This window comes from Amycolatopsis dendrobii (assembly GCF_014145675.1).
Lineage (GTDB): Bacteria > Actinomycetota > Actinomycetes > Mycobacteriales > Pseudonocardiaceae > Amycolatopsis > Amycolatopsis dendrobii.
Genome location: NZ_JACGZW010000001.1, coordinates 129,879 through 155,119 on the forward strand (window position 1 = coordinate 129,879; position 25,241 = coordinate 155,119).

Annotated in this window: 21 protein-coding genes; 12 read left to right on the forward strand and 9 right to left on the reverse strand. The window is 70.2% G+C overall.

Annotation, left to right across the window (positions count from 1 at the left end; translation table 11 throughout):
• The first annotated feature begins 227 nt into the window (after positions 1–227).
• Positions 228–3,008, forward strand: coding sequence for a glycoside hydrolase family 2 protein (locus H4281_RS00620; RefSeq protein ID WP_182888872.1), 2,781 nt, complete (start codon positions 228–230; stop codon positions 3,006–3,008).
• 399 nt (positions 3,009–3,407) lie between these two features.
• Here the strand turns inward: H4281_RS00620 and H4281_RS00625 are convergent, their stop codons facing one another.
• A complete protein-coding gene (locus tag H4281_RS00625) occupies positions 3,408–3,749 on the reverse strand; it encodes an ArsR/SmtB family transcription factor (RefSeq protein WP_182888873.1) in 342 nt (113 codons plus the stop codon).
• Positions 3,750–3,841: 92 nt separating this feature from the next.
• Here H4281_RS00625 and H4281_RS00630 point away from each other — a divergent pair, with 92 nt between their 5' ends.
• From H4281_RS00630 to H4281_RS00650, 5 genes are all read left to right on the forward strand, one after another.
• Positions 3,842–4,993 (forward strand): MFS transporter, encoded by a 1,152-nt coding sequence (locus H4281_RS00630; RefSeq protein WP_182888874.1) that lies wholly within the window; start codon positions 3,842–3,844, stop codon positions 4,991–4,993.
• A 163-nt stretch (positions 4,994–5,156) separates the two neighbouring features.
• On the forward strand, positions 5,157–5,858 hold the full coding sequence (locus tag H4281_RS00635; RefSeq protein WP_312872028.1) for an IclR family transcriptional regulator: 702 nt from the start codon (positions 5,157–5,159) through the stop codon (positions 5,856–5,858).
• 95 nt (positions 5,859–5,953) lie between these two features.
• Positions 5,954–7,570, forward strand: coding sequence for a thiamine pyrophosphate-dependent enzyme (locus H4281_RS00640; protein WP_182888875.1), 1,617 nt, complete (start codon positions 5,954–5,956; stop codon positions 7,568–7,570).
• Positions 7,567–9,027, forward strand: coding sequence for an aldehyde dehydrogenase family protein (locus tag H4281_RS00645; protein ID WP_182888876.1), 1,461 nt, complete (start codon positions 7,567–7,569; stop codon positions 9,025–9,027). Before H4281_RS00640 ends, H4281_RS00645 begins: the two co-directional genes overlap by 4 nt.
• 44 nt (positions 9,028–9,071) lie before the next feature.
• Entirely contained in the window at positions 9,072–10,319 is a 1,248-nt protein-coding gene (locus tag H4281_RS00650) for an MFS transporter (RefSeq protein ID WP_182888877.1), read from the forward strand.
• 32 nt (positions 10,320–10,351) lie between these two features.
• Here H4281_RS00650 and H4281_RS00655 read toward each other — a convergent pair whose 3' ends face one another.
• The 4 genes from H4281_RS00655 to mgtA form a co-directional block, all read right to left on the reverse strand.
• Complete coding sequence (locus H4281_RS00655; RefSeq protein WP_182888878.1) at positions 10,352–11,629, reverse strand: ABC transporter ATP-binding protein; 1,278 nt, start codon at positions 11,627–11,629, stop codon at positions 10,352–10,354.
• Positions 11,630–11,640: 11 nt separating this feature from the next.
• Positions 11,641–13,374 (reverse strand): ABC transporter permease, encoded by a 1,734-nt coding sequence (locus H4281_RS00660; protein ID WP_182888879.1) that lies wholly within the window; start codon positions 13,372–13,374, stop codon positions 11,641–11,643.
• A 3-nt stretch (positions 13,375–13,377) separates the two neighbouring features.
• Positions 13,378–14,097: an MgtC/SapB family protein gene (locus tag H4281_RS00665; protein WP_182888880.1), complete on the reverse strand. Its 720-nt coding sequence runs from the start codon at positions 14,095–14,097 to the stop codon at positions 13,378–13,380.
• Positions 14,098–14,160: 63 nt separating this feature from the next.
• Positions 14,161–16,728 (reverse strand): magnesium-translocating P-type ATPase, encoded by a 2,568-nt coding sequence (mgtA, locus tag H4281_RS00670; RefSeq protein WP_182888881.1) that lies wholly within the window; start codon positions 16,726–16,728, stop codon positions 14,161–14,163.
• 250 nt (positions 16,729–16,978) lie between these two features.
• Between mgtA and H4281_RS00675 the strand changes: the two genes are divergently transcribed.
• The 3 genes from H4281_RS00675 (at position 16,979) to H4281_RS00685 (ending at position 19,378) form a co-directional block, all read left to right on the forward strand.
• Positions 16,979–17,338: an ArsR/SmtB family transcription factor gene (locus tag H4281_RS00675; protein ID WP_182888882.1), complete on the forward strand. Its 360-nt coding sequence runs from the start codon at positions 16,979–16,981 to the stop codon at positions 17,336–17,338.
• Positions 17,339–17,439: 101 nt separating this feature from the next.
• Positions 17,440–18,162, forward strand: coding sequence for a DsbA family protein (locus H4281_RS00680; protein WP_182888883.1), 723 nt, complete (start codon positions 17,440–17,442; stop codon positions 18,160–18,162).
• 400 nt (positions 18,163–18,562) lie between these two features.
• Positions 18,563–19,378 carry an alpha/beta hydrolase gene (locus H4281_RS00685; protein WP_182888884.1) on the forward strand — a complete coding sequence of 272 codons (816 nt, stop codon included), beginning with the start codon at positions 18,563–18,565 and terminating at the stop codon, positions 19,376–19,378.
• Between the two features lie 4 nt (positions 19,379–19,382).
• On the opposite strand, the gene H4281_RS00690 is transcribed toward H4281_RS00685, so the two are convergent.
• Positions 19,383–20,768, reverse strand: a complete 1,386-nt coding sequence (locus H4281_RS00690) for a helix-turn-helix domain-containing protein (protein ID WP_182888885.1) — start codon at positions 20,766–20,768, stop codon at positions 19,383–19,385.
• Positions 20,769–20,952: 184 nt separating this feature from the next.
• On the opposite strand from H4281_RS00690, the gene H4281_RS00695 reads away from it, so the two are divergent.
• A complete protein-coding gene (locus H4281_RS00695; RefSeq protein ID WP_182888886.1) occupies positions 20,953–21,342 on the forward strand; it encodes a hypothetical protein in 390 nt (129 codons plus the stop codon).
• A 93-nt stretch (positions 21,343–21,435) separates the two neighbouring features.
• Here H4281_RS00695 and H4281_RS00700 read toward each other — a convergent pair whose 3' ends face one another.
• Positions 21,436–22,284 (reverse strand): NmrA family NAD(P)-binding protein, encoded by an 849-nt coding sequence (locus tag H4281_RS00700; protein ID WP_182888887.1) that lies wholly within the window; start codon positions 22,282–22,284, stop codon positions 21,436–21,438.
• 124 nt (positions 22,285–22,408) lie between these two features.
• On the opposite strand from H4281_RS00700, the gene H4281_RS00705 reads away from it, so the two are divergent.
• Positions 22,409–23,398 (forward strand): AraC family transcriptional regulator, encoded by a 990-nt coding sequence (locus H4281_RS00705; RefSeq protein ID WP_182888888.1) that lies wholly within the window; start codon positions 22,409–22,411, stop codon positions 23,396–23,398.
• A gap of 14 nt (positions 23,399–23,412) precedes the next feature.
• Here H4281_RS00705 and H4281_RS00710 read toward each other — a convergent pair whose 3' ends face one another.
• A complete protein-coding gene (locus H4281_RS00710; protein WP_182888889.1) occupies positions 23,413–23,895 on the reverse strand; it encodes a MarR family winged helix-turn-helix transcriptional regulator in 483 nt (160 codons plus the stop codon).
• A gap of 51 nt (positions 23,896–23,946) precedes the next feature.
• Here H4281_RS00710 and H4281_RS00715 point away from each other — a divergent pair, with 51 nt between their 5' ends.
• On the forward strand, positions 23,947–24,351 hold the full coding sequence (locus tag H4281_RS00715) for a nuclear transport factor 2 family protein (protein WP_182888890.1): 405 nt from the start codon (positions 23,947–23,949) through the stop codon (positions 24,349–24,351).
• A gap of 13 nt (positions 24,352–24,364) precedes the next feature.
• On the opposite strand, the gene H4281_RS00720 is transcribed toward H4281_RS00715, so the two are convergent.
• Positions 24,365–25,222 carry a sigma-70 family RNA polymerase sigma factor gene (locus H4281_RS00720; RefSeq protein WP_182888891.1) on the reverse strand — a complete coding sequence of 286 codons (858 nt, stop codon included), beginning with the start codon at positions 25,220–25,222 and terminating at the stop codon, positions 24,365–24,367.
• Between the last annotated feature and the right edge of the window lie 19 nt (positions 25,223–25,241).

Below are 25,241 nucleotides of genomic sequence, written 5' to 3' on the forward strand. Positions count from 1 at the left end.
GCGGCCGGTCGCCAGGGGTGCGGGGCGATTTCCCGCCGACTTTATAAAGGTTCCTTCCTATGGCGCAGCGGACGGTCACGCAGGGGCGCCGCTGCCGGTTGTCCGCCCGACAGAAACCGTGCGGGGGCGCGGAAACCTCCTGACGCCGCTTGACATCGGGACGGCGGGCGGCCGAATAATAGGGTTCGAGTGCGGTTGACAACGATGTCAGAGGCTATGGGAGCGACGTGACCCAGGTGAATCGCAGGCGGTTTCTGTCCGGCGGGATTGCTGTCGCGGGCGGTGGTGTGCTCGGCGCGTTCGGGGTGTCCGGCACCGCCGAGGCGGCTCCGGACGCACGTCCGCCTCAGGTCGGCGGCGGCGAGATCGGCAGCGGCTGGACCTTTGTCGCGGCCGACGGCACGGCTGCGGACGGGAGCGTGCTGGCCAGTGCGCAGAACGTCGCGGGGCTGAAGCCCGCCGTGGTTCCGGGAACTCCGCTGACGAGCATGATCGCCAACGGCGAGTATCCCGATCCGTTGTACGGCCGCATCGTGACGGACACCGTTCCGGACAGCCTCAAGGACACCGGCTACTGGTACCGGGTCGCGTTCCGGGTGCCGCGGCTGGTTCCAGGCCAGCGGTTCTGGCTGCAGTTCGCCGGAATCAACTACCTCGGGACCGTCTGGCTCAACGGGACCAGGGTCGGGACGGTCGAAGGCGCGTTCAAGCGCGAGGTCTTCGAGGTCACCGACATCGTGGCCGAGGCGGACGGCGTCGCCTGGCTGGCGGTGCTGGTCGGGAAGCTCGACTACGCCGATCCGCCCGCGTTGCCGAGTTACGCCAGCGGGGTGACGCGAGGCGGGCGCAATGGCGGCCCGACCGGGATCACGCTGAAGAACGGGCCGACGTTCTTCTGCACCGCTGGGTGGGACTGGCTGCCTACCATTCCGGACCGGGATCTGGGGATCTGGCAGCCGGTCACGTGGCGTACCACCGGGCCGGTCCGGGTGGCTGACGTGCAGGTCGCCTCGACGCTGTCGCAGGATTTGCGGACGGCGGAGGTCGCGGTCTCGCTTGCGTTGGACAGCGCTGCCGGGGAGTCCGTGGTGGTGACGGGGTCCCTCGACGGGCAGGGGTTCCGGCGGACGGTCAGTGTTCCGGCCGGGGCGTCGTCGGTGGTGCTGACGTCGAAGGAGATCGCCTGTCTGCGGGTGGATCGGCCGAAGTTGTGGTGGCCCAATGGGTACGGGGAACCTTATCGGTACCGGTTGGCGGTCGGGGTCGAGTCCGGCGGCCAGGTGCACGACGAACGGACCGTGGACTTCGGGATCCGGCGGATCGAGTACACGACGCCGATGCGGTCGCCCTCCGGGACGGTGAGCCAGTGTCTGGCTATTACGGTCAACAATCAGCCGATTCTGGTGATGGGCGGGAACTGGGGGCTGGACGAGGCGCTGAAGCGGATTCCCCGGGACAGGGTGCGTGCGCAGGTTCGATTGCACCGGGACGCCAATCTCAATGTGATCCGGAATTGGAACGGGCAGAGCAGTACCGAGGACTTCTTCGCCGCCTGCGACGAGTACGGCATCCTGGTCTGGCAGGACTTCTTCTGCTCGACCGAAGGGCCGCCCGCGGAGAACGTCGCCCGGGACCTCGCGAACATCCGCGATTGCATCGTGCGGTTCCGCAACCACCCCTCGATCCTGCTGTGGTGCGGCGGGAACGAGGGGCCGCCTCCGCAGCCGTTGATCGACGGCCTGGACGCGCTGGTCGCCGAACTGGACCCGCAGCGGGTGGTGCTGACCAGTTCTGCCGGGGACACCGGGAAGAATCCGGTTGACGGGTACCGGTCCGGCGGGCCGTATCACTGGGTGCCGCCTGCCCAGCACTTCTCGTTGAACGACGGTACCCAGTGGCCGCCGTTTCACAACGAGGTCGGGTCTTATTCGATTCCGACGCTGGAGTTCATGCGGAAGATGCTGCCGGAGGCTTCGTGGGAGCATCCGGACGACTTCTGGGCTGATCGGGATGTCAACGGCAACGGAGGGAACGGGGGCGGGGCCGGGTACCTCCGGCTGACTGCCGAGCGGTACGGGGAGGTGCGGAACCTCGCGGATTTCGCGCGCAAGTCGCAGTTGATGAATTACGAGTGCATCAGGGCGATTTACGAGGCGCCAGTGGCGCATATGCGGAGTGCTGGGCCTTATCCGCGAACTGGGGTCATTATGTGGATGACCAATCCTGCGCAGCCTAGTTTCGTTTGGCAGATGTACAGCCACGATTTGGAGGCGCATTCGGCGTTCTACGCGGTTCAGCATGCTTGCCGGCGGGTGAATGTGGTGCTGGATGCGCGGACTTTCGATGTGGTGGTGGCGAACCATTCGCGGGAGGCGGTTCGGGGGAGGGTCGACGTCTCGCTCTACGGGCTGGACGGGGCGGAATTCGGTCGTGCCTCGTTTCCGGTGGGCGGGGTTGGCCCAGCTGATCGCGGTGTGGTGGGGAGCGTTGCTTCGGCGTTGAAAAGGGCGCCTGCCGAAGTTGCTTTTGTCCGGCTGGTGTTGCGGGATCTTCGGGGGCTGGAGGTTGTTCGGAGTTTCTCGTGGGTGGAGAGTCCTGGGCGGGAGGCCGGGTTCGCCGGCCTGGACGAGATGCCCGCGGCCGCGGTTTCGGTGATCGCCGGGGTTTCCCGGGGGCCGGATGGGGGTGAGGTTGTGGTCGATGTGCGGAATATCGGTGAGTCTGTGGCGTTGATGCTGCATTTGCAGGTTTATGACGTTCGCACCGGGGAAAGGGTTCTTCCCGCTACGTTTAGTGATAATTATGTGAATGTGGTCGGCGGGGAATCGGTGAGTGTCCGGGCTCGGTTGGACAGCGATCAGGTTCGGCGGCATCCCCGGGTCGGGGTTCGGGTCGACGGGTGGAAGATCGACGAGCGGGCGTCTCGGTTGCGGGGGCGCGGGGTGGCGGTGACGTTCAATCGGGACGCGTTGGACGTGAGTCCTGCGGTGCCTGAGTTTGGGCGGTGAGGGGTCGGCTCGTCGCCCTGGCGGGCGACATTGCGCTGGGGCGGTGGCCCCCACCCCCGAAGGTTTATTGTGCTGAACCGCAGGGCGGCTTCGGATCGGGGTTGGGGGCGGTGCGGGGTGCCTCCATGGGTGGGTGCATCGGTGCGGTTGGGTGCCTCGAATGCCGGGTGCATCGGCTGCGGTTCGCGGGGCGGCGCTAGCGCCCCAATGTGGCATTGGGTGCGTCGCATGCACCGAACGCCGCATTGGGTGCGTCGCATGCACCCAGTGCCGCATTGGGTGCGTGGGATGCGCCGAACGCCGCATGAGCGCATCGCGTAGTGGGGTGCTGGTCGTGAAGGGGGCCCCTCGCGGGCGGCGGCACCAGCGTCCGATGTGGACAGACCGGGGAGCGGCGCGTCAGCCGTGCGGGGGAGGCGTGCGTTCGGGAGCGGTGAGGATTGCCTCCAGCAGTCCAGGGAACCGCGCCTCCACCTCGTCGCGCCGCACATGGACGATCCGGTGGCGGCCTTCGGCGACGGTGCGGGTCAGGCCGGCCTCCCGGAGGACCCGGTAGTGGTGCGAGATCGTCGGGTTGCTGAGGCCCAGGTCCGCTTTCTCCACCAGTGCCGCGCAGTCGATCGGATCCCCGGCTTGGTACATCGTCTTCAGCAGCGTCCGCCTGCCTGGATCGGCTAGGGCGCTGAGGATCACCGTCAGGTCGAACGATTCGACGGACGGCTCGGGCAGCGTGCGCGGCACTGGCGGGGCTCCAATCAATGCTTTGACCGTCGTCGAATCATAGTTTAGGCTCCATCGATGTGACGATTCGACAATCATCGAACGGTGTGCGCATGGTGATCCTGGCCGTGGGCACGTTCGTGCTCGGGGTGGACGGGTTCGTGCTTCCTGGGCTGCTTTCGGACATCTCGCGGGATCTGTCGGTGAGCGTCGCGGCGGCGGGGCAGCTCACGACGGTCTTCGCGGTCGCGTATGCGGTGGGGTCGCCGGTGATCGCGACGCTCGCGGGGCGGGTGGACCGCCGGGTCGTGATCGGTGCAGGGATGGGGGCGTTTCTCGTCGGCATGGTGTTGCAGGCGGCGGGGGCCTCCTTCGGCGTCGTGGTGGCGGGGCGGGTGGTCGCGGCGCTGGGGGCGGCTGCGTTTCAGGCCAATGCTTTCGCGGTCGCCGGAGTGCTTGCCGCGCCGGAGCGGAGGGCGCGGGCGTTCGCGGTGATCGGGGCGGGGTCGAGTCTCGCCGCGGTGCTCGGGGTGCCGTTCGGTCTGCTGATCGGGCAGGTCTGGGGGTGGCGCGGCACGTTGTGGACGATTGTGGTGCTGGCGGCGGTCGCGGCGGTGCTGGCCGGGGTGTTCGTTCCGTCGATGACGTTGCCCGCGACGACGATGCGCGAACGGCTGGCGGTGCTGGTCAATCCGCGGATCGTCATGTTGCTCGCGGTCAGCGCGCTGGTGTTGGCGCCGTCGTTCTTGCTGATGGCGTACGCGTCCGCGGTGGTGGGGGTGAGCGCGCCGGGCAGTGCGGACGCGATTCTGGTGGCGTTGCTGGTCAACGGGGCGGGGTTCTTCCTCGGCAACCGGCTCGTCGGGTGGGTCGCGGAGCGGGTCGCGTCGTTGCGGGTGATCGTGGCGGGGCTGGGGGTCGTGGCGGTGGCCGCGGGCTCGTTGCCGGTCGTTCAGCGGTGGTTCGGGCCGACGCTCGTGGTGTTGTTCGTGCTGGGGGTGCTGGGGTCGATGCTGTTCATCCCGCAGCAGAACCGGGTGTTCGCGGCGGGCGGGGACGTCGCGGCGGTCGCGCTGAGCCTCAACGGGTCGATGAATTACGTCGGGACCGCGATCGGGGCGGGGATCGGCGGCGTGGTGCTGGCGAACGGCGGAGCGGGGTGGCTGGGGCCCGCGGCGGCGGTCCTGGCGGCGGTGGTGCTGGCGGTCGCGCTGGGCACCGCGCCGGAGCGGCGGGCGGCGAGGCCGGCGGGCGCGGTGCGGTGAGCGTCCAGTGTGGACGGTCGGGGGGAAGGCGGGTTGCCGTGTCCGCGGGACTGGCGGATGATGGGCGGCCAGTCCCCGTCCCGTTCCACCGCAGCCCCGGAGGCACGCGATCGCCGGCAACGCCGCCGAACCCGGGCGCACGGTCCTGAGCCGCGCGTTCGCGGTGCTGGATTCCTTCCTGTCCGGCCGACCCGAGCAGACTCACGGCGAGATCACCCGGGCGACCGGGCTCGCGCCTGCCACAGTGCACCGGCTGCTCGCCGAATTGACCGGCTGGGGAGCGCTCGAGCGCACCGGCCGAGGCCGGTACCGGATCGGGCTCCGGCTGTGGCAGCTCGGGGCGCAGGCACCGGGCGGGCGCGAGCTGCGGGACGTCGCGCTGCCGTTTCTGCAGGATCTGCTGCAGGTGACGCACGAGGTCGTCCACCTGGTCGTGCTGGACGGGGACCGCGCGCTGTATCTGGAAAAGCTCGAGGCGCATCCGGATGTCGTGGTGACCTCGCGGGTCGGGCTGCGGCTTCCGCTGCACGCGGCGGGGCCGGGCAAGGTGCTGCTCGCGCACGCGCCGCCGGACTGCCTCGAAAGCATTCTCAACGGCGGGCTCGAGCGGCGGGCCAGCGGGACGATCACCGACCCGGCGCGGCTGCGGCAGGTGCTGGCGGAGATCCGGCTGCAAGGGTTCTGCATCTCCCGCAACGAGATGACCGAGGGCGCGTCGTCGGTCGCGGCTCCGGTGCGCGGGCCGGGCGATCAGGTCGTGGCGGCGATTTCCGTGGTGGTGCCCAGTTGCACGCCGAATCTGTCGCCGCTGGTGCCGGTGGTCCGGATGGCCGCGCTGGGGGTCACGCGGGCATTGCAAGGCTGAGGAACTTTTCCGCTGAGTGGAAGAGGGGCTGGGCGGCCCGGAGGCGAGCCGGGAGACTCCGGACCGCCCGCTGCCGCACTGCCGAGGAGAAGTCCGTGAGCCCTGCCCCGACCGTTCGCGACGCCGCGTTCGACGTGCTGCGCCGGTTCGGCGCCACGACGCTGTTCGCCAACCCCGGGTCGACCGAGATCGCGCTGCTCACCGACCTGCCCGACGACCTCGAGTTCGTGCTGGCGCTGCACGAGGGTTCGGTGGTCGGCATGGCGACCGGCTGGGCGCTCGCGAACGACCGGCCCGCGGTCGCGATCCTGCACACCACCGCGGGGCTCGGGAACGCGGTCGGCGCCCTGGCGACCGCCCGGGTCAACCGCGCGCCGCTGGTCGTGCTCGTCGGGCAGCAGGACCGCCGCCACCTCGCGCTCGAGCCGTTCCTGACCGGCCACCGGCTCGACGACCTCGCCCGGCCGACGCCGGTGTGGATCGCGGAACCGCCGCGCCCGCAGGACGTTCCGGGTGCGCTCGCCCGCGCCTGGCACGAGGCGCGCGAGCACCGCGGACCGGCGCTGGTGATCGTGCCGATGGACGACTGGTCCGAACCAGCGGGCGCGGACGAGCCGCTGCCCGCCCCGGCCAAGCTGGTCCGCGCGAACGCCGCCGAGCCCGCGGTGCTGGCCGAACTGGCGGAATTCCTCGGTACCGCAAGCAATCCGGTGCTCGTCGCGGGCGCCGGGGCCGACGACGCCGAATCGTGGCGCGGGCTGACCGCGCTGGCGGAGAGGCTCTCCTGCCCGGTGTGGCAGGAAGCGTTCGGGGCGCGCGCCGGATTCCCGCAGGATCACCCGCAGTTCGCCGGGCATCTGCCGCCGGGCCGGGAAGGACTGCGGAAAGCGTTGTCCGGGCACGACGCGGTGCTCTCGGTCGGCGCGCCGGTTTTCCGCCAGTACCCGCGGGAACCGGGGCAGCTGACCGAGCCGGACACCCGCATCGCGGTGGTCACCGACGATCCGAACGAGGCGCACCGCAGCCCGGTCGACCTCGCCGTGCTGGCGCGGCCGTCGGCGGTGTGCGGTCCGTTGGCGGAGCTGATTCCGGCGCGGGAAGCGGGCACGGAGAAGATCGGCCGGACGGTCGAGTTGCCCGGGGCCCCGGAGCCGGGCGCGCCGCTGGGGCCGGACCACGTGTTCGGTCTGCTCGCGCGCCGGTTGCCCAAGGACACGGTGCTGGTCGAGGAATCCCCGTCGAGCCGTCCGCTGCTGCACGCGTATGTCCCGGCACGCGAGCCGCTCGGGTTCCTCAGCGCGGCCATGGGCGGGCTGGGCTTCGGCATTCCGGCGGCGGTCGGACTGCGGATGGGCGGACTGAAGCGGCCGGTGGTGGCGGTGATCGGGGACGGCTCGTCGCTGTACTCGATCCAGTCGCTGTGGAGCGCCGCGCATTACGGAGTCGGCGTCCTCGTGATCGTGCTGTCCAACGGCGGCTACGCGATCATGGACAAACTCGCCGTGCGGCACGGCGAACGCACGGCTGGGGGCGGGAAAGCGCCGTGGCCTGGATTCGACGAGGTCAGCGTGAGCGGGCTCGCGAAATCGCTCGGCTGCCCGGCGCGGCGCGCGCAAACCTACGAAGAACTGGAGTCGGTGTTGAACGAGGTGCTGCCGACGTTGGCCGCGCGCACGGAGCCGCTGGTGCTCGAAGTGGCGGTGACGGCATGACGTTGCTCGGAACCGGCTGGCAGGGCCGGATTTTCTCCGGCGGCTGGATCCCCGGCGCGGGCGGAGAGTACGACGCGGTCGAGCCAGCGACCGGCAATACGCTCGCCCGGGTCGGCGCGGCGGCTCCGGAGGATGTCGCGAAAGCCGCGGCCACCGCGAAGGAAGCACAGCGGGAGTGGGCCGCTCAGCCGTATGACCAGCGGGCGCGGGTGCTGCGTCGCGCAGCGCGGCTTTTCGAAGACCACGGCGACGAGATCGAGGAATGGCTCATCCGGGAATCCGGTGCCACGCGGGGGTTCGCGCAGTTCCAGACCCGTGCGGTCGCGGCCGAGGAATGCCACGAAGCCGCCGCGCTGGCCGCGCATCCGTACGGGGAACTGTTGCGTTCCAGCCAGCCCCGGCTGTCGATGGCGCGCCGGGTCCCGGCCGGAGTGGTCGGCGTGATCTCGCCGTTCAACGCGCCGGTGATCCTCTCCATCCGCGCGATCGCACCCGCCTTGGCGCTCGGCAACGCTGTTCTCGCGAAGCCCGACCCGCGCACGGCGGTGTGCGGCGGCGTCGTGCTGGCCCGGATCTTCGAGGAAGCCGGTCTTCCCGAAGGTCTGTTCCACCTCCTGCCCGGCGGCGCGGAGGTCGGTGCGGCGCTGGTCGAGGACCCGCTGGTGCGCGTGATCGCGTTCACCGGTTCGACGAACGCGGGCCGCAAGATCGCCGCGGCGGCGGGGGAACGGCTCAAGCGCGTGCACCTCGAACTCGGCGGCAACTCGGCGCTGGTCGTGCTCGCGGACGCGGACGTCGAGCAGGCCGCGTCGGTCGGCGCGTTCGGTTCGTTCAACCATTCCGGGCAGATCTGCATGGCGACCGGACGGCACCTGGTCGCGGCGGAAATCGCCGACGACTACGCGGCCGCGCTGGCCGAGCACGCGGCCAAGCTGACCGTCGGCGACCCGGCCGCCGGCGACGTCGCCCTCGGCCCGCTGATCGACGCGGGACAGCGCGACCGCGTGCACTCGGTGGTCACTGGCAGCGCGAAGGCCGGCGCGAAGGTCGCCGCCGGCGGCACGTACGAGGACCTCTTCTACCGACCGACTGTCCTCACCGACGTCCCGCTCGCCGCGCCCGCCTACGCCCAGGAGGTGTTCGGCCCGGTCGCGCCGGTCGTGCCGTTCTCCACAGTGGACGAAGCAGTGCGCCTGGCCGGCGGTACCGAATACGGGCTGTCGCTGGGCATCCTGACCCGGGACGCCGCGCGGGGGTTGGCGCTCGCCGAGCGGATCCCGTCCGGTCTGGTGCACGTCAACGACCAGACGGTCAACGACGAAGCCCTCGCCCCGTTCGGCGGGGTGGGGGATTCGGGGACCGGCTCCCGGCACGGCGGCGCGCAGGCCAACCTGGAGGCGTTCACCGAAACCCAGTGGGTCACCGTGCGCGGCGACCTTCCGCAGTACCCGTTCTAACCGCAGTATTCGGCCAGGTCCCCTCCGACGACGCAGGTGATGACATGACGGTCTCGACTGATCCCCGGGCGCGCCACGCCCGCTGGGTGGCCCCGCTGTGCTGGACGGCGGTGGCGCTCGAAGGGTTCGACCTGGTGGTGCTGGGCGTCGTGCTGCCCGCGCTGCTCAAGGACAAAGCGTGGGGGCTCGACCCCAACACGGCGTCGCTGATCTCCGCGATCGGGCTGCTCGGGGTGGCGGTCGGCGCGTTCGCGATCGGCCCGCTCAGCGACCTGTTCGGCCGCCGCGGGATGATGCTGCTGACCGTGATCAGCTTCTCGGTCTGCACGCTGCTCTGCGCGTTCGCGAACGGGCCGTGGCTGTTCGGCGTGCTGCGGTTCCTGGCCGGGCTCGGGCTCGGCGGCGTGCTGCCGACGGCGCTGGCGCTGATCACCGAGTACGCGCGGATCGGCCGCGGCGGCAGCGCGACCACCGTGCTGATGACCGGCTACCACGTCGGCGCGGTGCTCACCGCACTGCTGGGAATCCTGGTGCTGCAACGGTTCGGCTGGCAGTGGATGTTCGTCATCGGGGCCGCTCCCGCGCTGATCCTGGTGCCGATGATGATGAAGTTCCTGCCCGAGTCGAAGGCGCTCGAACAGGCGAAGGAGGCCCGGCGGAACCGCAATCCGCTGGGCGTCCTGTTCCGGCACGGCTACGGCCGCGCGACGATCGCGTTCTGGGTGACGTCGTTCATGGGGCTGCTGCTGGTGTACGGCCTGAACACCTGGCTGCCGCAGATCATGCGCGCGGCGGGCTACGAACTCGGCGCGGCCCTGGCGCTGCTGCTGGTGCTGAACGTCGGCGCGGTGATCGGCCTGCTGGTCGGCGGCCGGGTGGCGGACAAGATCGGCTACCGCCGTTCGACCATCCTGTGGTTCGCCGCGGCGGCGGTGTTCCTGGCGCTGCTGAGCATCAAGCTGCCCGGGGCGAGCGTGTACGCCGGCGTGCTGCTGGCGGGGATCTTCACCTTCAGCTCGCAGGTGCTGGTCTACGTGTACATCGCCCGCGTGTACCCCGCCGAAGCGCGCGGAACCGGGCTCGGCGCGGCGAGCGGGATCGGCCGGTTCGGCGCGATGTCCGGGCCGCTGGTGACCGGGCTGCTGCTGTCGGCGGGGCTGGCGTATCCGTGGGGCTTCTACCTGTTCGCGGTGGTGGCGGTGATCGGGGCGCTCGCGATCGCGGTGGTGAACCGCGATCCGGCTCCGGACGCTCCGGCGGACCGCCCGGCGCCGCGCGTGGAGACCTCGTGAGTGCTGATCGCGGTTCTAACCGTGATAGCCGCTCACGACGAGGTGACGGTGAGGCGGTCGCTGTCGGTGTCGTAGTCGAAGAGTTCGGCGTATCGGCCCCAGTCGATCGCCGTGTCGAGTTGCTGGCGGGCGTCGGCGGCGGAGAAGCCGCGGCGAAGCAGGTCGAGGAAGAACTCCGCGCGCAGCGTGCCGTCCGAGCTGGCGGTGAGCGCGTTGACGATCGTGCGCACCAGCGGCGCCCGGTCGCGGACCTGACCGGCGAAGATCTTCTTGCTGGTCTGGATGTCCGCGGTGGTGAAGGCGGTGCCGGCCGGCGTCAGGTGCAGGTCTCCGCCAGCCACGAAGAGAAGGTCGAGCAGGGCGGCGGCGTCGACGAGCGGCAGCAGGTCGTCGACCTCGAAGCTCAGTTCGGCGGCGAGATCCGGCAGGTCGGCGTGGCCGCCGCGGGCGTGCACCAACTCGACGAGCCCGGCGAGCCCGCCGACCGACGCGGGCGGCAGCGGCCGTGCGGTCGGCGTCGCCTGCGCGGGTTCGACGGCCGCCGGATCGCGTCCGGTCAACAGGTCGTAGAGACGCTCGACCAGTGCGGCGAAAGCGGGGGATTTGCGGTCGCGCGGCCGGGCGAGGTCGATTTCCACTTCCGCACGCAGGTTCCCGGGGTTGGCCCCGAGGACCAGCACCCGGTCCGCGAGCAGCACTGCCTCCTCGATGTTGTGCGTGACGATGCAGACGGCTTTCGTCGGGAAATCGTCGCGCTGCCACAGGCTCATCAGCTCGGTGCGGAGGTTTTCCGCGGTCAGCACGTCGAGCGCGGAGAACGGTTCGTCCATCAGCAGGACGTCCGGTTCGAGCACGAGCGCGCGGGCGAAGCCGACGCGCTGCCGCATCCCGCCGGAAAGCTCCTTGGGATAAGCGGATTCGAAACCGTCGAGCCCGATCAGGTCGATTGCCTGCAACGCGCGGTCCCGACGGGTTCTCGGCGGGATCCCGCGGGCGGCGAGCCCGAGTTCGACGTTGTCCTGCACGGTCAGCCACGGCATCAGCGCGAAGGTCTGGAACACCATCGCGGTGCCGGGATTGGCCCCGTCGAGTTCGTCGCCGCGGTAGCGCACGGTGCCGCCGCTCGGGCCGATCAGCCCGGCGATCGTGCGCAGCAGCGTCGATTTCCCGCTGCCGGACCGGCCGAGCAGCGCGACGATCTCGCCGGCGCGCAGGTCGAGGGTGATGTCGTCGAGGACGCGCAGTTCGTCGCCCGCCGAACCCGGGAAGCTTTTGCTGACGTGCTCGACGGACACGAGGACTTCGGACATGAGGGTGCCTTTCAGGACAAGGAGAACCGACGCTCGGCGAGGCGGTACAACCGCCGCCAGAAGAGCCGGTTGAGGCCGACGACGTACAGGCTCATCACCGCGACTCCGAGCAGGATCCGCCCGGAATCGCCGGAGCCGGTCGCGTCCGCGATGTACGCGCCGAGCCCGGTCGCGGTGAGCGTGACGCCGTTGTAGGACACGATTTCCGCGACGATGGAGGCGTTCCACGCGCCGCCCGCCGCGGTGATCCCGCCGGTGACGTAGCTCGGGAAAATCGCGGGCAGCACGAGCCGGCACCACCACAGCGCGCGCGGCAGCCGCAGGTTCGCCGACGCCTCGCGCAGATCGTGCGGGATGGCCGAGGCTCCCGCGATGACGTTGAACAGGATGTACCACTGCGCGCCGAGGCTCATCAGCAGGATGCCGCCCCAGTCCAGGGAAATCCCGGTCGCCACGAGCACGGCGGTGATCAGCGGGAACAGGAAGTTCGCCGGGAACGACGCGAGCACCTGCACCACCGGCTGCGCGAGCCGCGACACTCGCGGGTTCATCCCGATCCACACCCCGATCGGCACCCACACGAGGGTGCCGACGACCACCAGCGTCACCACGCGCGCGAACGTGACCAGGCCGAGCAGCAGCACGCGGCCGACCTCGCCGTATCCGGTGGTCTCGCCGATGAACAGCACCATCCGCGCCGTGCCGTAGAGGATCAGCCCGGACACCGCGACGCTGAAGACGATGTCCGCGGCGCGCCGACGGGCGGGGGAGAACCGCAGCGGGTACTCCGCGAGCCCGAAGACCGCCAGCGCCCGGTCGAGCGGGAACACCAGTTTGCCGAGCACCCGGCCGAGCAGCGTCGGGATCCGCGAGCGGCGCAGCAGGTCGAGCACCAGGCTGCGGGGTGCTTCGGCGGCTTCGGAGTTTTCGATGCGGAATCGCTCCGACCACGCCGTGAGCGGACGCCAGAACAGCACGTTCACTCCGACGACCAGGACCACCATCACGCCGACGGCCAGCAGCACCTTGCCGAGATCGCCCTCTTCGGAAGCTGTCGCGACGTACGCGCCGATGCCGGGCAGCGCGAACTTCTGGTTGTTGACGCTGAGCGCTTCGGAGGCGGTGAGGAAGAACCAGCCGCCGCCGAAGCTCATCATGCCGTTCCAGACCAGCGGGATCATGCCGCTCGGCACGTCGACGCGCCAGAATCGCTGCCAGCGCGACAACCTCAGCAGTCGCGACGCCTCGTCGAGGTCGCGCGGTTGCGACACCAGCGAGTGGTGGAACGCGAACGTCATGTTCCACGCCTGCGAGGTGAAGATCGCGAAGATCGACGCGCATTCCAGGCCCAGCTGCGAGCCCGGGAACAGCGCGACGAACCCGGTGATCGTCACCGACAGGAACCCGAGCACCGGCACCGACTGGAGGATGTCGAGCGCGGGCAGCAGGATCTTTTCGGTGCGCCGCAGACGGGCCGCCGCGGTCGCGTAGACGAAGGTGAAGCCGACCGACAACACGAGTGCGACGAACATCCGCAGCAGCGAACGTCCGGCGTAGTAAGGGAGTTCGGCCGGGTCAGTGGACACTGTGGACGGTGCGGTCGCCGGAGTCCACGCTGTGGCGGCACCGTGCGCGAGCCGCACGATCAGCCACAACGCCGCGGCGGCGCCGAGGAACACCGCCACATCGGCGATCGTGCGGCGCGGCCGGACGAGTGCGCCGCGGGTGGGAAAGGTGCGCAGCATGGTCTAGTTCTCGCTGTCCTCTTCGGAGTAGGTGAGCTCGGCCTGCCAGCGCACGCTGGTCACCGACGGCTCCATGGACAGCCGGCTGACTGCCGACTCCATCTGCTTGTCGTCACGCTGGTCGGCGGACAGTTCGGCGCGCACCTGCACCTGCCCGTCGGTGTCGGTATTGGTGCTGGTGACCGATTGCAGCGCGAAATCGGTGCGCGCCAGCGCCTGCACGAGCAACGCGCGCACGTGCGCTTCGGAATCGTCCTTGGTCACCGCCAGGAAGGTGTACGACGTCGGGGTTTCGCGGCCGGTCGCCGGACGCCGGTCGACCACCCGGCCGAGCGGGCGCAGCGCGATGTTCACCGCCATCACCACGGCGGTGCCCGCGCCCGCGGCGGTGTACAGCCCGGCTCCGGCGAGCGCGCCGACCGCGGCGGAACACCACAGCGTCGCCGCCGTGTTGAGCCCGCGCACGGTCAGGCCCTCGCGCAGAATCACGCCCGCGCCGAGAAAACCGATTCCGGAAACAATTTGCGCGGCGACCCGGGTGGGGTCGGCGCTCGCTCCGCTGAAACCGTGCGCGGACAGCAGCACGAACAGCGTCGACCCGGCCGCGACCAGCGCGTTCGTGCGCAGGCCTGCCATCCGGGCGCGGTATTGGCGTTCAAATCCGATCACCGTGCCGAGGCCCACTCCGGCGCCAAGGCGCAGCAACATCTCCGCAGTCGTCATCTGCGCTCCCACTGGTTGGTGCGAAAAGTTCGGAAATATTCGGGAAAAGCTGGAAAAGGCCGGTTACCACCACGTACGTTGGCGTGCGCAGCCGCGTTTCGCTGCTTGGGCCGCGAGCGCGTACCCGGCCAGCACGAGCACCAGCCACAGCAGGTAGCTGGCGGGCAGCGCCTGCATCCGCAACGGTCCGGCGAGCGGCGACAGCGGCACCAGCAGACCGGCGAGCGCGGCGGCTGCCGTGGCCAGCACGACCGGGCGGCTGGCGCGCAGGGGAGTGCCGCGTCCGCGCAGGACCAGCACCACCAGCAACTGGGAGAGCAAACCCTCGACGAACCAGCCGGTCTGGAACAGCAACGGGTCCGCTCCGGCACCGAAGACGTGCCACAGCACGGCGAACGTGGCGAGGTCGAACAGCGACGACAACGGGCCGAACACGAGCATGAAACCGGTCAGCCCGCGCGCGTCCCAGCGGCGCGGCTTGCTGAGGTAGTCGTCGTCCACCCGGTCCCACGCCAGCGCGAGCTGGGCCAGGTCGTAGAGCAGGTTCGACACCACGAGCTGGATCGGCAGGATGGGCAGGAACGGGAGGAACGCGCTGGCCGCGAGCACCGACAGCACGTTGCCGAAGTTCGACGCGGCGGTGATGTTGACGTACTTCAGCGTGTTGCCGAGCGTCCGCCGTCCTTCGGCCACGCCGCGGGCGAGCACGCCGAGGTCGCGTTCCAGCAGCACCAGGTCCGCCGCGTCTTTCGCCGCGTCGGTGGCGGTGTCCGGAGCGATCCCGACGTCGGCGGTGCGCAGTGCGGTGACGTCGTTGACGCCGTCGCCGACGAAGCCGACCGCACGGCCGTTCTCGCGCAACGCGGTGACCACGCGGGCCTTGTGCTCTGGCGTGAGCTTCGCGAAAACGGTGGTGTCCTCGACCATCTCGCGCAATTCAGTGTCGTCCGCCGCTTCGACCTGGCGGCCGAGCACGACTTCGCCGACCGGGATACCCGCCGAATCCGCGACGCGCGCGGCCACGTGCCGGTTGTCGCCGGTCAGCACTTTCAGCGCGACGCCTTGTTCGCCAAGGGTTTTCACCGCATTGACGACGCCGTCGCGGACCGGGTCGACGAACCCCGCGAAACCGACGAGGATCATCTCGTTCTCGTCAGTTTCGTCGAATCCGCCGAGCCGGGCTTCGACTTCCCGGGCGGCTACCGCGAGCACCCGCATGCCGTGTTCGGCGTATGCGCGCACCAGTTCTTCCGCGCCGATCCGGGCCGCGTCGTCGAATTCCGTGACGACGCCGTCGCGGCGCGCGTGGCTGCAGCGCGGCAGGATCTCGTCCGGGTCGCCCTTGCTGATCAGCAGGTGCTCAGCGCCGCGCCGGACCACGACGCTGGTCCGGCGGCGCGCGTGGTCGAACCCGATCTCGGCGACGCCGGTGAACAGTGCGTCGGCGACCAGGTCGTCTTCGTTGTCGAAAAGGGTCTCGATCGCCTCGTCCAGCCGGTCGTGCCGGTCGGTCTGGAATCGCACGGCGAGGCCCGCGTACTCGGCCGCTTCGCCGTCCGGGCTGCCCGAGTAGTCGACGCTGTGCGCGTAGGCGATCCGGTCCTCGGTGAGCGTGCCGGTCTTGTCGACGCACAGCACGTCCATCGCGGCGAGGTCCTGAATGGCGTTGAGCCGCTTGACAATCACCTGCCGCCGGGACAGCGCGGCAGCGCCCCGGGCGAGGTTCGTGGTGACGATGACCGGCAGCATCTCCGGCGTGAGGCCGACCGCGACGGCCACCGCGAACATCCCCGCCTGCGCCCAGTCTCCGGTGACCGTGCCGTTGACGACGAGCACGATCGGCACCATCACGAGCATGAAGCGCACGAGCGTCCAGCCGACGCGGCGCACCCCGGCGTCGAAGCTGGATTCCGCGCGCGGCTCGGCGGATTGCTCGGCCAGCGCGCCGAAATAGGTCTCGCTGCCGGTCGCGGCTACCACCGCGGTAGCTGTTCCGCCGACCACCGACGTGCCCGCGAACCCGAGGGCAGGCGTCTCGACGAGTTCGTGCTCCTCGTGCCTGCCGGGCTGGGGCGCGCGCTTCGCGACCGGCAATGCCTCGCCGGACAACGCGGACTGGTCGACCACGAAGTCCCTGGCCGCGACAATGCGCACGTCAGCGGGGATCACGTCGCCGGGCCCGAGCAGCACGACGTCGCCGGGCACGAGGTCCTCCGCGGGCACCTCACGCTCGCTGCCGGGAAACTCCGCCGCCGCGCGCCGCCGCACGGTGACAGTGGTGGTGATCTGGTCGCGGACCGCGCTGATCGCGCGCTCGGACCGGGATTGCTGCCAGAAGCGGAGGCCGATGCTGAGCACGACCATCACGCCGACGGTCACCGCGCCGCGAATGTCGCCGACGCCGGCGAAGACCACGCCGAGCGCGGTCAGCAACGCGACGAACGGGCTCCGCGCGGCAGCCCAGACCCGGACAGGCGCACGGTCCGTGCCGTCGATGCGGTTCTCGCCGAAGCGGCGCGAGCGTTCGGCCGCCTCGTTCTCGGTGAGGCCTTTGGGCGAGCTGTCGAGATTCCGGAAAAGAGTGAGCACCGGCGCGTCGCCGTGGGCGCGCAGGGCGGGAAAGCGGGTCATGGTCGTCCCCTCGAGGTCTGCTGGGCGGCAGCGGACCGCGCGGGGTTTGCCCGGACCTAGCTGGCTGCCGGGGTTCCCGCACGGTCGTGCCGACTACTTCCTTCGCCGGTCACCCGGCTCACCTCCTCCGCAAGACTCATCGGCCGGCGTCGCCCGCCGGCCGGGGACCAGTAGAGCGCAGATCACGGAAACAGTCAAACACTTGTGCAACTGATGGGGGCTAGGTCACCCTGGAGGCCCACCCGAGAGGATGTCCGTCGTGTCCACCCCATCCCAGACCCCGCTGGAACCGCTTCCCGCTGACTTGCTGCAGGACGCGGCCGCGACGTTCGGCCTGCTGTCCGCGACCGTGCGGCTGCATCTGCTCTGGCTGCTGTCGCACGGGGAGCGCGACGTCGGCACGCTCGCCGAGGAGACCGGTCAGACCGTGCCGACCGCCAGCCACCACCTGGGCAAACTCAAACTCGCCGGGCTGGTGCGCGCCCGCCGCGAGGGCAAGCGGCAGGTGTATGTGCTCGACGATCCGCACGTGCGGCACATCGTGCAGCTGGCGGTGCAGCATCACCAGGAACTGTCCGGCGAGGCCGGGCGGCGCAGCAGGGGTGCTTGAGTCGTCCTCGTGAGTGGCTGTGCCGGTGAGAACCGGCGCCAACACTCACGAGCCAGTCTTGGCGCGCGCGGCGAAGGGGTGCGGAACGTAGGCTGGCGGCCATGGCCGAGCTGAACTTCTACTTCGATCCGGTGTGCCCGTTCGCGTGGATGACCAGCAAGTGGGTCCGCCAGGTCGCCCGGCAGCGCTCGTACGACGTGGACTGGCGGTTCATCTCGCTGCGGCTGCTGAACGCGCATCTGGACTACTCGACGCACTTCCCGCCGGAGTACGACGCTTCGCACACTGCCGGACTCCGGCTTCTGCGGGTGGCGGCCGCGGTGCGCTCGGAGCGCGGTCGCGAGGCGGTCGGTCCGCTGTACGAGGCGCTGGGGGAGCAGAACTTCGAGAGCGGTCTGGTCGAGGACACAGCTTCGGCGCGGGCTGCGCACGGCACTCGCTCAGCTGCTGCAGCGGCTCTTTCGCGTGCTGGCCTTCCGGCGGACCTCGCGGATGCGGCCGACGACGCGCAGTGGGACGCGGAGATCCAGCGGGAGACGGATGAAGCGCTTTCGCTGACCGGAAAGGACGTCGGGACCCCGATCCTGCACTTCCGGCCGCCGGAGGGGGTCGCGTTCTTCGGGCCGGTGATCAGCCGGTTGCCTTCTGACGAGGAGGCGGTGGAGCTGTGGGACCACGTGGTGGGGTTGGCGGCGTTCCCGGGGTTCGCCGAGCTGAAGCGGAGTCTTCGGGAGATGCCGCAGCTGCCTTCGTTCGGGGTCGGGGCGGGGGAGACTGGGCGGGAACAGGATTGGCATGGCGGGAGCCGGAGGCTGAAGAAGTAGGCGGCTTCGCGGCACCGGCCAGGCTGCGCGACCCTTTCGCCCCGCCTGGCGCGGGTCATGGGCCCGGTGCTCCGCACCCCCGCCGAGCATCGCGAGAGGGAACCCGCCGCGCAGCACGCTCCTGCGAAGACCCCAATGCCGCATTGGGTGCGTCGCAGACCCAGCCCGGTGAGCATTGATCGGGCGGTTCGGCCAGGTTGGCGTCCTTTGCCGCAGTCAGCGGGGCGACGCAGCTCAAGTCCCTGGCGTTGAGAGTCGGACCCCATGGTGGCTGTCCCGGTCAGATGGTCGTCGCATCCGGTTGCGGAGACTGTCGACTTCGTTACACCGTCGGAGAATTTCATCCCCCGAACGCGCGAACCTGACACACTGGGAGTTGACGACAACTCCGGGAGTGTCCATGTCGCGCGACAGCTATCGGACAGTTCGCACACCGGACGGCCTCGATCTGGCCAGCACCCTCACCGAGCCGGACGGCAGAGCTCGCCGGGCGGTGCTGCTCGTGCAGGGGGCGAGCGTCACCCGCGAGGAAGGCGGCTTCTTCACCCGCCTCGCCGCGGGTCTGGCCGAGGCTGGCATCGCCTCGCTGAGAATCGACCTCCCCGGGCACGGCGAGAGCGAAGGCCGTCAAGAGGATCTGACGCTTTCTGCGCTGCTCAACGTGATCCGAGCCAGCATCGAGCATCTGTCCGGCGCCGTCCCGGGTGTGCGCACCTCGCTCGCGGCGGCAAGTTTCTCCGGCGGCGTCGCGGCGTACTACGCGGCCAAGCGACCGGACGACGTCGAGCGTCTGATCCTCTTCAACCCGCTCATCGACTACCGCGGGCGGTTCATCGACGAGAAGCCCGAGTGGTCGCCGGAGGGATACCTCGACGCCGAGGGCGCCGCCGACCTCAAGCAGCAGGGCTATCTCGGACACGGGCCCGGTTTCCGGCTCGGCCGGGCGCTGCTCAACGAGGCGTTCTGGTTCGAGGCCCGCGAAAACCTGCCGCACATCGCCGCGCCGACGCTTGTCGTGCACGGGAGCGCGGACACGTTCGTCCCGGTCGAGTCGTCGCAGGCGGCTGACCGGGACCTCGTCTGCGAACACCGGCTGCTTCAGCTCGACGGCGCACAGCACGGCTTCGCGGTCCACGACGATCCCGAGTACGCCGATCCGCGGACGCGAGCTTGGCAACAGCAGGTGATCGGCGAAGTCCGGGAATGGCTGCGATAACGGGTCAGCTGTTCAACGCCTCGCGCAATTCCCGGACGTCCGGGCGGTTGTGCCACGGCTTGAGCACTCCGACGACCCGGCGGAGTTCTTCTTTGGTGCGGCGGGAGTTCGTTTCCGTCGCTCGACGGGCGGAGACGAGGCCGGTTTTGGCTGCTTGATCCGGTTCGCCGGAGAGGGCCAGCGAATTCGCCATAAGGGACAAGAAGAAGCCGTAATCGCGCCGGGAGAATTGGGTTTCCTTCAACGTTTTCTCGTACAGTTCGACCGACCGGCGCGGTTCGCCCGCTTCGGTGTAGCAGATGGCGGTCTGCATATTCAGGAGAGTCGCGTTGAAGTGCGCGCCCAGCGGCGATTCGACCGGTCCGGCGTCGTCCAGCAGTTTCCAGGCGACATCGAGTTTGCGGTTGACCTGATCGGCCGACGCGCCGAGCATCGCCTCCGCGCGGGCTTCCTGCTGGGCGGCCTCGGCCTGGAGCCGCCGGGGGAGCGACCAGGGGCCGTTGCGCACCGCCCGGGTGAGGATGAGCATCCGCCGCGGATCGCGTTCGTCGTAGGCGACCTGGGCTTTTTTGAGCAGAATGTAGCCCTGCATCGTGCTGTCGCCCGCCGCCTGCGCCCATTCCATCGCGCGGTCGTGCCAGTACAGCGAGTCTTCCCGCTGCCTGCGGTCGCGGTAAAGCCATCCGGCGAACTCCGCGCCCTCCGAACCGATGTGCAGAAGGTCCCGCTGGTCGCCGGGAGCCGCGTCGCGGGCGATGCGGTCTATGATGTCCAGGACGCCGAGCGTCATCGGAAGCGTTTTGGCCGGACCGCGTTCGCCGTCCTCGTATTTGTACTGGTCGAGCTGCCGCCGGAGATAGTGCGTGACGGTTTTGTCCATGTACCGCCGGGGATTCTCCAGTGCTCGCGCGACGTGCTCCGCGCTGCCGATTCCCAATGCGGGCAAAGCCGCGACGGGCAGGCCGTTTTTGAGCAGTGAGCGGCGACTGAGCGGGCTCATGGCGTCCCATTCTGTGGTCGGAACCGCTGGCTGGGCCGCGTCGCCGAGAGCAGGCAGGAGCCGGGCGAGGACGCTGGCCGCGACGGTCGCCCGGTCGAGCGGCAGCGCGACCGGCCGCCCGTCCACGACGACGGGCAGCAGGACGCTCGGCGCTCCGGGCGGCCTGCGGAGGTCCGCGGAGGTGCCTTCCCGGAGCAGTTCCTCCAGCCGGGCGGGGCTGATGCGCAGCAGCCGGGCGAGCCGGTCGCGCCGGTGCGGACGCGGCTCGGAGCGGCCGGATTCCCAGGCGCGGATGCTTTTTTCGTCGGCGGGGAGCAGCGCGGCGAGCTTTTCTTGCGTCAGGTTCGCCGCTTTGCGTGCCCGGACAAGTCCTTCTCGCCGTTCGCCCATGGGCGACACCCCTTCGCAACAACGCGGGGTCGCTAGGTTACCGCAGGTCACCGTGCGCGAGGCAAGACGATTCGCTCGGTTGCCGCCCGCTTTTCGCCCGGTTTGCTGGCTGGTCCAGGCCACTGGCCGGCCCCATGGTGGGGAGGCACCGCGAACACACTTCCGAGGCCGAGAGGTGGATCGCATGAAGGCAGCAGCGACGCTCGGCGAGGCGACCCGCACCGGCCATCCGGCCGTGGTCGTCGTGTGTTGTGTGCTCTTGCTGCTGGTACTGCTCTCGATGTGGCTCTGGCACGCACGCCGGCCGATCCCGCCCCCGCGCGGAAAGCTGACCGTCCGCGACCTCCAGGCCCGGCTGGACTACGAGGTCCAGGCCGAAATCGAACAAGCCCGGCTGGCCGAATTCCGGCGGACGGCGGAGGAGGCCGCCGCCGAACGGGCCGACGAGGACACCGAGGACACCGAGGACACCGCTGTCATCCCGAAAGTCGAGGACACCGACGTCTTCCCGGAACTGCCGGAGGACGAGAACCCGCGAAAAGAGATGACCCCCGATAAGGCTCGGTGCGGTTAGGAGCGTCCCGCCCATCGCTCACCGCACCGTTATGCCTGCCCCAGCCTGGCGCGGCACGCCACCTCCCCCCGGCTGGGGCAGGCCTTTATCCGTTCAGCGCCACCGGGCCGCCGCGGCGCGGGCGTAGTCGGCGAAGGAGACCGGCGGACGGCCGGTGATCCGCCGGACGTCGTCGGTCACGTCGGCGGCCCAGTCGTTGCGGATGCCTTCGTACATGGCGGCGTAGAAGTCGGCGACATGACCGGGGGTCCCTCCGCCGAGCAGGGCTTCGCGGAACTCGGCCGGGTCCATCGCCCGGTACCGCACGGGTTTTCCCGCGGCGTCGCCCACGATCGCGGTCATGTCCGAAAAGGACAGTGAATCGGGTCCGGTCAGGGAGTAGGTCTTGTGCTGATGTCCGTCCTGGGTCAGTGCGGCCGCCGCCGCGGCGGCGATGTCCTCGACGGAGATCGGCGCCACCCGGCCGTCGCCCGCCGGAACCGCGACGACGCCGGTGCGGATGCCGTGCAGGATCGCGGGGTGCTCGGAGAAGTTCTCGGCGAAGACGTTGGGGCGCAGGATGGTCGCGGGCACCGGCCCGGTTTCGAGGAATCGCTCGGCCCCGTGCGCCGGGAAGTCCTCGCGGGCCAGCCGCGCGGTCGTGGTGGACAGGTGGACCACCCGGCGGACCCCGGCGGCCTTGGCCTCGTCCAGCAGCGCCGCGACCTCTGCCGCGGGGTCGGGGCTGATCGGGAGCCACTGGTAGATCGCGTCCACGCCGTCCAGCGCGGGCGGGTAGGTCGCCGGGTCGCCCCAGTCGAAGCGGACCGGCGTCACCGCGCCCTCCGGCCTCCCCGGGAGCTGGCTCGCCGCCCGGACCGTGTGCCCCTGCTCGGCCAGCAACGACACCACCCGGCGTCCGGTGCGGCCCGTCGCGCCGAGGACAAGAACTGTGGTAGGCACGCGTTCCTCGCAAGGTAAAGTCGAATCGGCAACCACCTCACCGTATGAACGGGTCATCGACGCGCGCCATGACAGCTCTCGACAGATTCATGTCCGATCGGCACGGGGCCGGAGCGAATCGGGTATGACGGTGAAAGCGGTCGGCCGCGAGCGCGACCATGTGGCCGACGTCGTGGGCGACATCGTCGCCGCCCTCCGGCGCGGCGGCGTCGTCTACGGCAGGGCGCTGTTGCGGGCTCCCTGGGGTCTCGCGTTCGAATCGCGCTCGATCGCCACGATCTACGTCGTGATCGCCGGTTCCTGCGTGCTCGTCCCCGACGGCGGCCAGGCGCTGCGTCTCGCCCCAGGGGATGTCGCGTTGCTGCCGTCCGGCGCCGGGCACGTCGCCGCCGACGCTCCCGGCCGGCCGGCTCGCACCGTGCGAGAACGGTTCGGCGCCGACCTGGAGGAGCTGTCGGCCACCGACCTCGTCATCGAGGGCGACGGTCCCGAGACCGTCCTGGTCTGCGGCGCGTACCTGCTCGAACCGGCGCCGCAGCACCCGTTCATCGCCTCCTTGCCCGACGTCGTGCACGTCACGGCGGGCCAGATGCGCGGTGCCTGCCTCGCCTCCGCCGTCCACTTGCTCACCACCGAGGTCGACCAGGCCGGCCGCGGGACGCCCGCGGTGGTGGCCTCTCTGCTCGACCTGCTGTTCACCTACACCCTGCGGTCCTGGTTCCTCGGCCAGCCGGACCAGCTGGTCGGGTGGGCCCGCGCGCTCCACGACCCCGCGGTGGGCCCCGCGCTCGCGCTCTTGCACGACGACCCCGGCAAACCCTGGACCGTGGAGGCGCTCGCGCACGCCGTCGGCGTCCCGCGCGCCCGGTTCAGCCGCCGGTTCGCGTCGACGACCGGGCACACCCCGATGGAGTACCTCGGCATCTGGCGGATGACCGTGGCCGCCCGCCTGCTGCGCGAGGGCCGGGCCCCGCTGCGGCAGATCGCCCGGAAGGTGGGCTACGACTCGGAATTCGCGTTCGCCCGTGCTTTCAAACGGGTCGTCGGGCACGCTCCCGGTCGTTATCGCGCGATGCACCATCGCGAGGAGGGCGCCGCGAGCGCGCGGCGATGACTCGCGCCGTCTGCCTATTCGCTTGGCAGAGCGGCACGACGCGCGATCACGTCCGCGGTTCCGCCGGTCGCGTCGAGCAGGCGAGCCAGGGCTAGCCGGGCCGCTTCGGCCGCGTCCTTGCCCGCCGATCTGGCCAGGCGCTCGTCCAGTCGCTTCCGGATCCGGCGGCTGTCGTCGATGAGCTGCCGACCGCGGTCGGTGAGCTGGGCACGTCGCACTCGGCTGTCGGCGGGATCCGGCACTCTCTCGACGTAGCCGAGCCGCTCCAGTTCGAGGAGGTGCTTCGAGGCCGCCTGCTGGGTGACGCCGAGAAGGCCGGCGAGTTCGGAGACTGCGGGCGCGCGGTCGACGAGGTGCTGGACGACGTATCCGTGGGAGTTGCGCACGCCGGGGTGGCCCGTCTCGTGCAACTCGGCCAGGAGCGCCCGGTTCGCGGAACTGCCCGCCAGCCAGGCGAGGGTGGCGAGGTCGATTTCGGCCAGGTCCAGTCGGGTCACGGTGCCCACCATGCAATTGACAACCAAGGTTGTACAAATATAGTTGTTCTTATGGCCGACGATCCGGTTGCCCTCGCGACATCCCTGCTGCGGGCGCTTGAAGCCGGGCAGTGCGGCGAGGATCTCCGGGAGCACTTCGCTCCGACGGCGTCGACCGTCGAGCATCCGAATCGGCTCAAACCCGAGGGCGCCCGCGCGAACCTGGATCAGATGCTCGCGGCGTCGGAGGCCGGTGCGGGGTTGATGTCCAGTCAGCGGTACGAGGTGCGCTCGGCCGTGGCGGCGGGGGACACCGCGATCCTTCGTCTCACCTGGAGCGGGGTGATCGCGCGTGACGCCGGCCCTTTCCGTCGCGGCGACGAGCTCGTCGCGCACATCGCCCAATTCGTCGAGACCGCCGGCGGCGCGATCACCTCGATCGAGACCTTCGACTGCTACGAACCATTCGACCTTTAAGGTGTATAACGATCTATACGGCACCGCGGGAAAGCGTCGCGATCTCCGTCCCCGCCAGCCGCTCGGCGCTCACCACCACTTCGTAAGCCTGGAGCAGCCCCCCGCGAACCTCGATCCTGAGCACCCCCGCCAACCGTCCGGCCGGAGCGAGCACCAGCCCGACATCCCCGTCGATCAGCGCGAGTTCGGCCAGCCGCGCATTCGCCGCGAACAGCTTCGTTCCCCGCGCGACCTCGTCCGCCCCGCGCAACACCGCGGCAGCCCCCGGCGGCAGCATCGCCGGATCGGTGTGCCGGACGACATCCGGCGCCAGCACGGTCAGCAGCGTCGCCATGTCCCCGCCCCGGGCCGCCGACAAGAACGCCGTCACTACTTCCCGGTGCTCAGCCAGTTCCGCGGCCGGAACGGCCGGTTCCCCGCGTACTCGCGACCGCGCGCGGCTGGCGAGTTTCTTCGCGGTCGCGGGTGTCCGGTCGAGGATCGGGCCGACCGCGTCGAACGGCACCGCGAACAGATCGTGCAGCACGAACGCCACCCGTTCGGGCGGGGCCAGCCGGTCCAGGACCACCAAAAGCGCGCGGCCGACCTCGCCGGCCAGCACGATCTCGTCCTCGGGAACAGTGCCGCCGGCGGCATCAGGCACGGAAGAGACCGGCGTTTCGCGGCGGGCGCGCAGCGCGTCCAGGCATAGCCGGGAGACCGCGGTCGTGAGCCAGCCGCCGAGGTTGCCGACGCCGGACGTGCGATTCAGCCGCAGCCACGACTCCTGCACGACGTCCTCGGCCTCGGCCGCGGAACCCAGCATGCGATAGGCCAGCGCGTGCAGCCGCGGGCGCTCGTCCTCGAAGCGCCGCGCCAGTGCGTCGTCCATCGGTCACCTTTTCCCGTCT

Excerpts from the sequence above, each read along its gene's own strand:
- H4281_RS00630 (WP_182888874.1), top strand. The coding sequence starts at position 3,842 with ATGGTGATCCTGGCCGTGGGCACGTTCGTGCTCGGGGTGGACGGGTTC.
- H4281_RS00645 (WP_182888876.1), top strand. The coding sequence starts at position 7,567 with ATGACGTTGCTCGGAACCGGCTGGCAGGGCCGGATTTTCTCCGGCGGC.
- H4281_RS00650 (WP_182888877.1), top strand. The coding sequence starts at position 9,072 with ATGACGGTCTCGACTGATCCCCGGGCGCGCCACGCCCGCTGGGTGGCC.
- H4281_RS00655 (WP_182888878.1), bottom strand. The coding sequence starts at position 11,629 with ATGTCCGAAGTCCTCGTGTCCGTCGAGCACGTCAGCAAAAGCTTCCCG.
- H4281_RS00660 (WP_182888879.1), bottom strand. The coding sequence starts at position 13,374 with ATGCTGCGCACCTTTCCCACCCGCGGCGCACTCGTCCGGCCGCGCCGC.
- H4281_RS00665 (WP_182888880.1), bottom strand. The coding sequence starts at position 14,097 with ATGACGACTGCGGAGATGTTGCTGCGCCTTGGCGCCGGAGTGGGCCTC.
- mgtA (WP_182888881.1), bottom strand. The coding sequence starts at position 16,728 with ATGACCCGCTTTCCCGCCCTGCGCGCCCACGGCGACGCGCCGGTGCTC.
- H4281_RS00675 (WP_182888882.1), top strand. The coding sequence starts at position 16,979 with ATGTCCGTCGTGTCCACCCCATCCCAGACCCCGCTGGAACCGCTTCCC.
- H4281_RS00680 (WP_182888883.1), top strand. The coding sequence starts at position 17,440 with ATGGCCGAGCTGAACTTCTACTTCGATCCGGTGTGCCCGTTCGCGTGG.
- H4281_RS00685 (WP_182888884.1), top strand. The coding sequence starts at position 18,563 with ATGTCGCGCGACAGCTATCGGACAGTTCGCACACCGGACGGCCTCGAT.
- H4281_RS00690 (WP_182888885.1), bottom strand. The coding sequence starts at position 20,768 with ATGGGCGAACGGCGAGAAGGACTTGTCCGGGCACGCAAAGCGGCGAAC.
- H4281_RS00695 (WP_182888886.1), top strand. The coding sequence starts at position 20,953 with ATGAAGGCAGCAGCGACGCTCGGCGAGGCGACCCGCACCGGCCATCCG.
- H4281_RS00705 (WP_182888888.1), top strand. The coding sequence starts at position 22,409 with ATGACGGTGAAAGCGGTCGGCCGCGAGCGCGACCATGTGGCCGACGTC.
- H4281_RS00715 (WP_182888890.1), top strand. The coding sequence starts at position 23,947 with ATGGCCGACGATCCGGTTGCCCTCGCGACATCCCTGCTGCGGGCGCTT.
- H4281_RS00720 (WP_182888891.1), bottom strand. The coding sequence starts at position 25,222 with ATGGACGACGCACTGGCGCGGCGCTTCGAGGACGAGCGCCCGCGGCTG.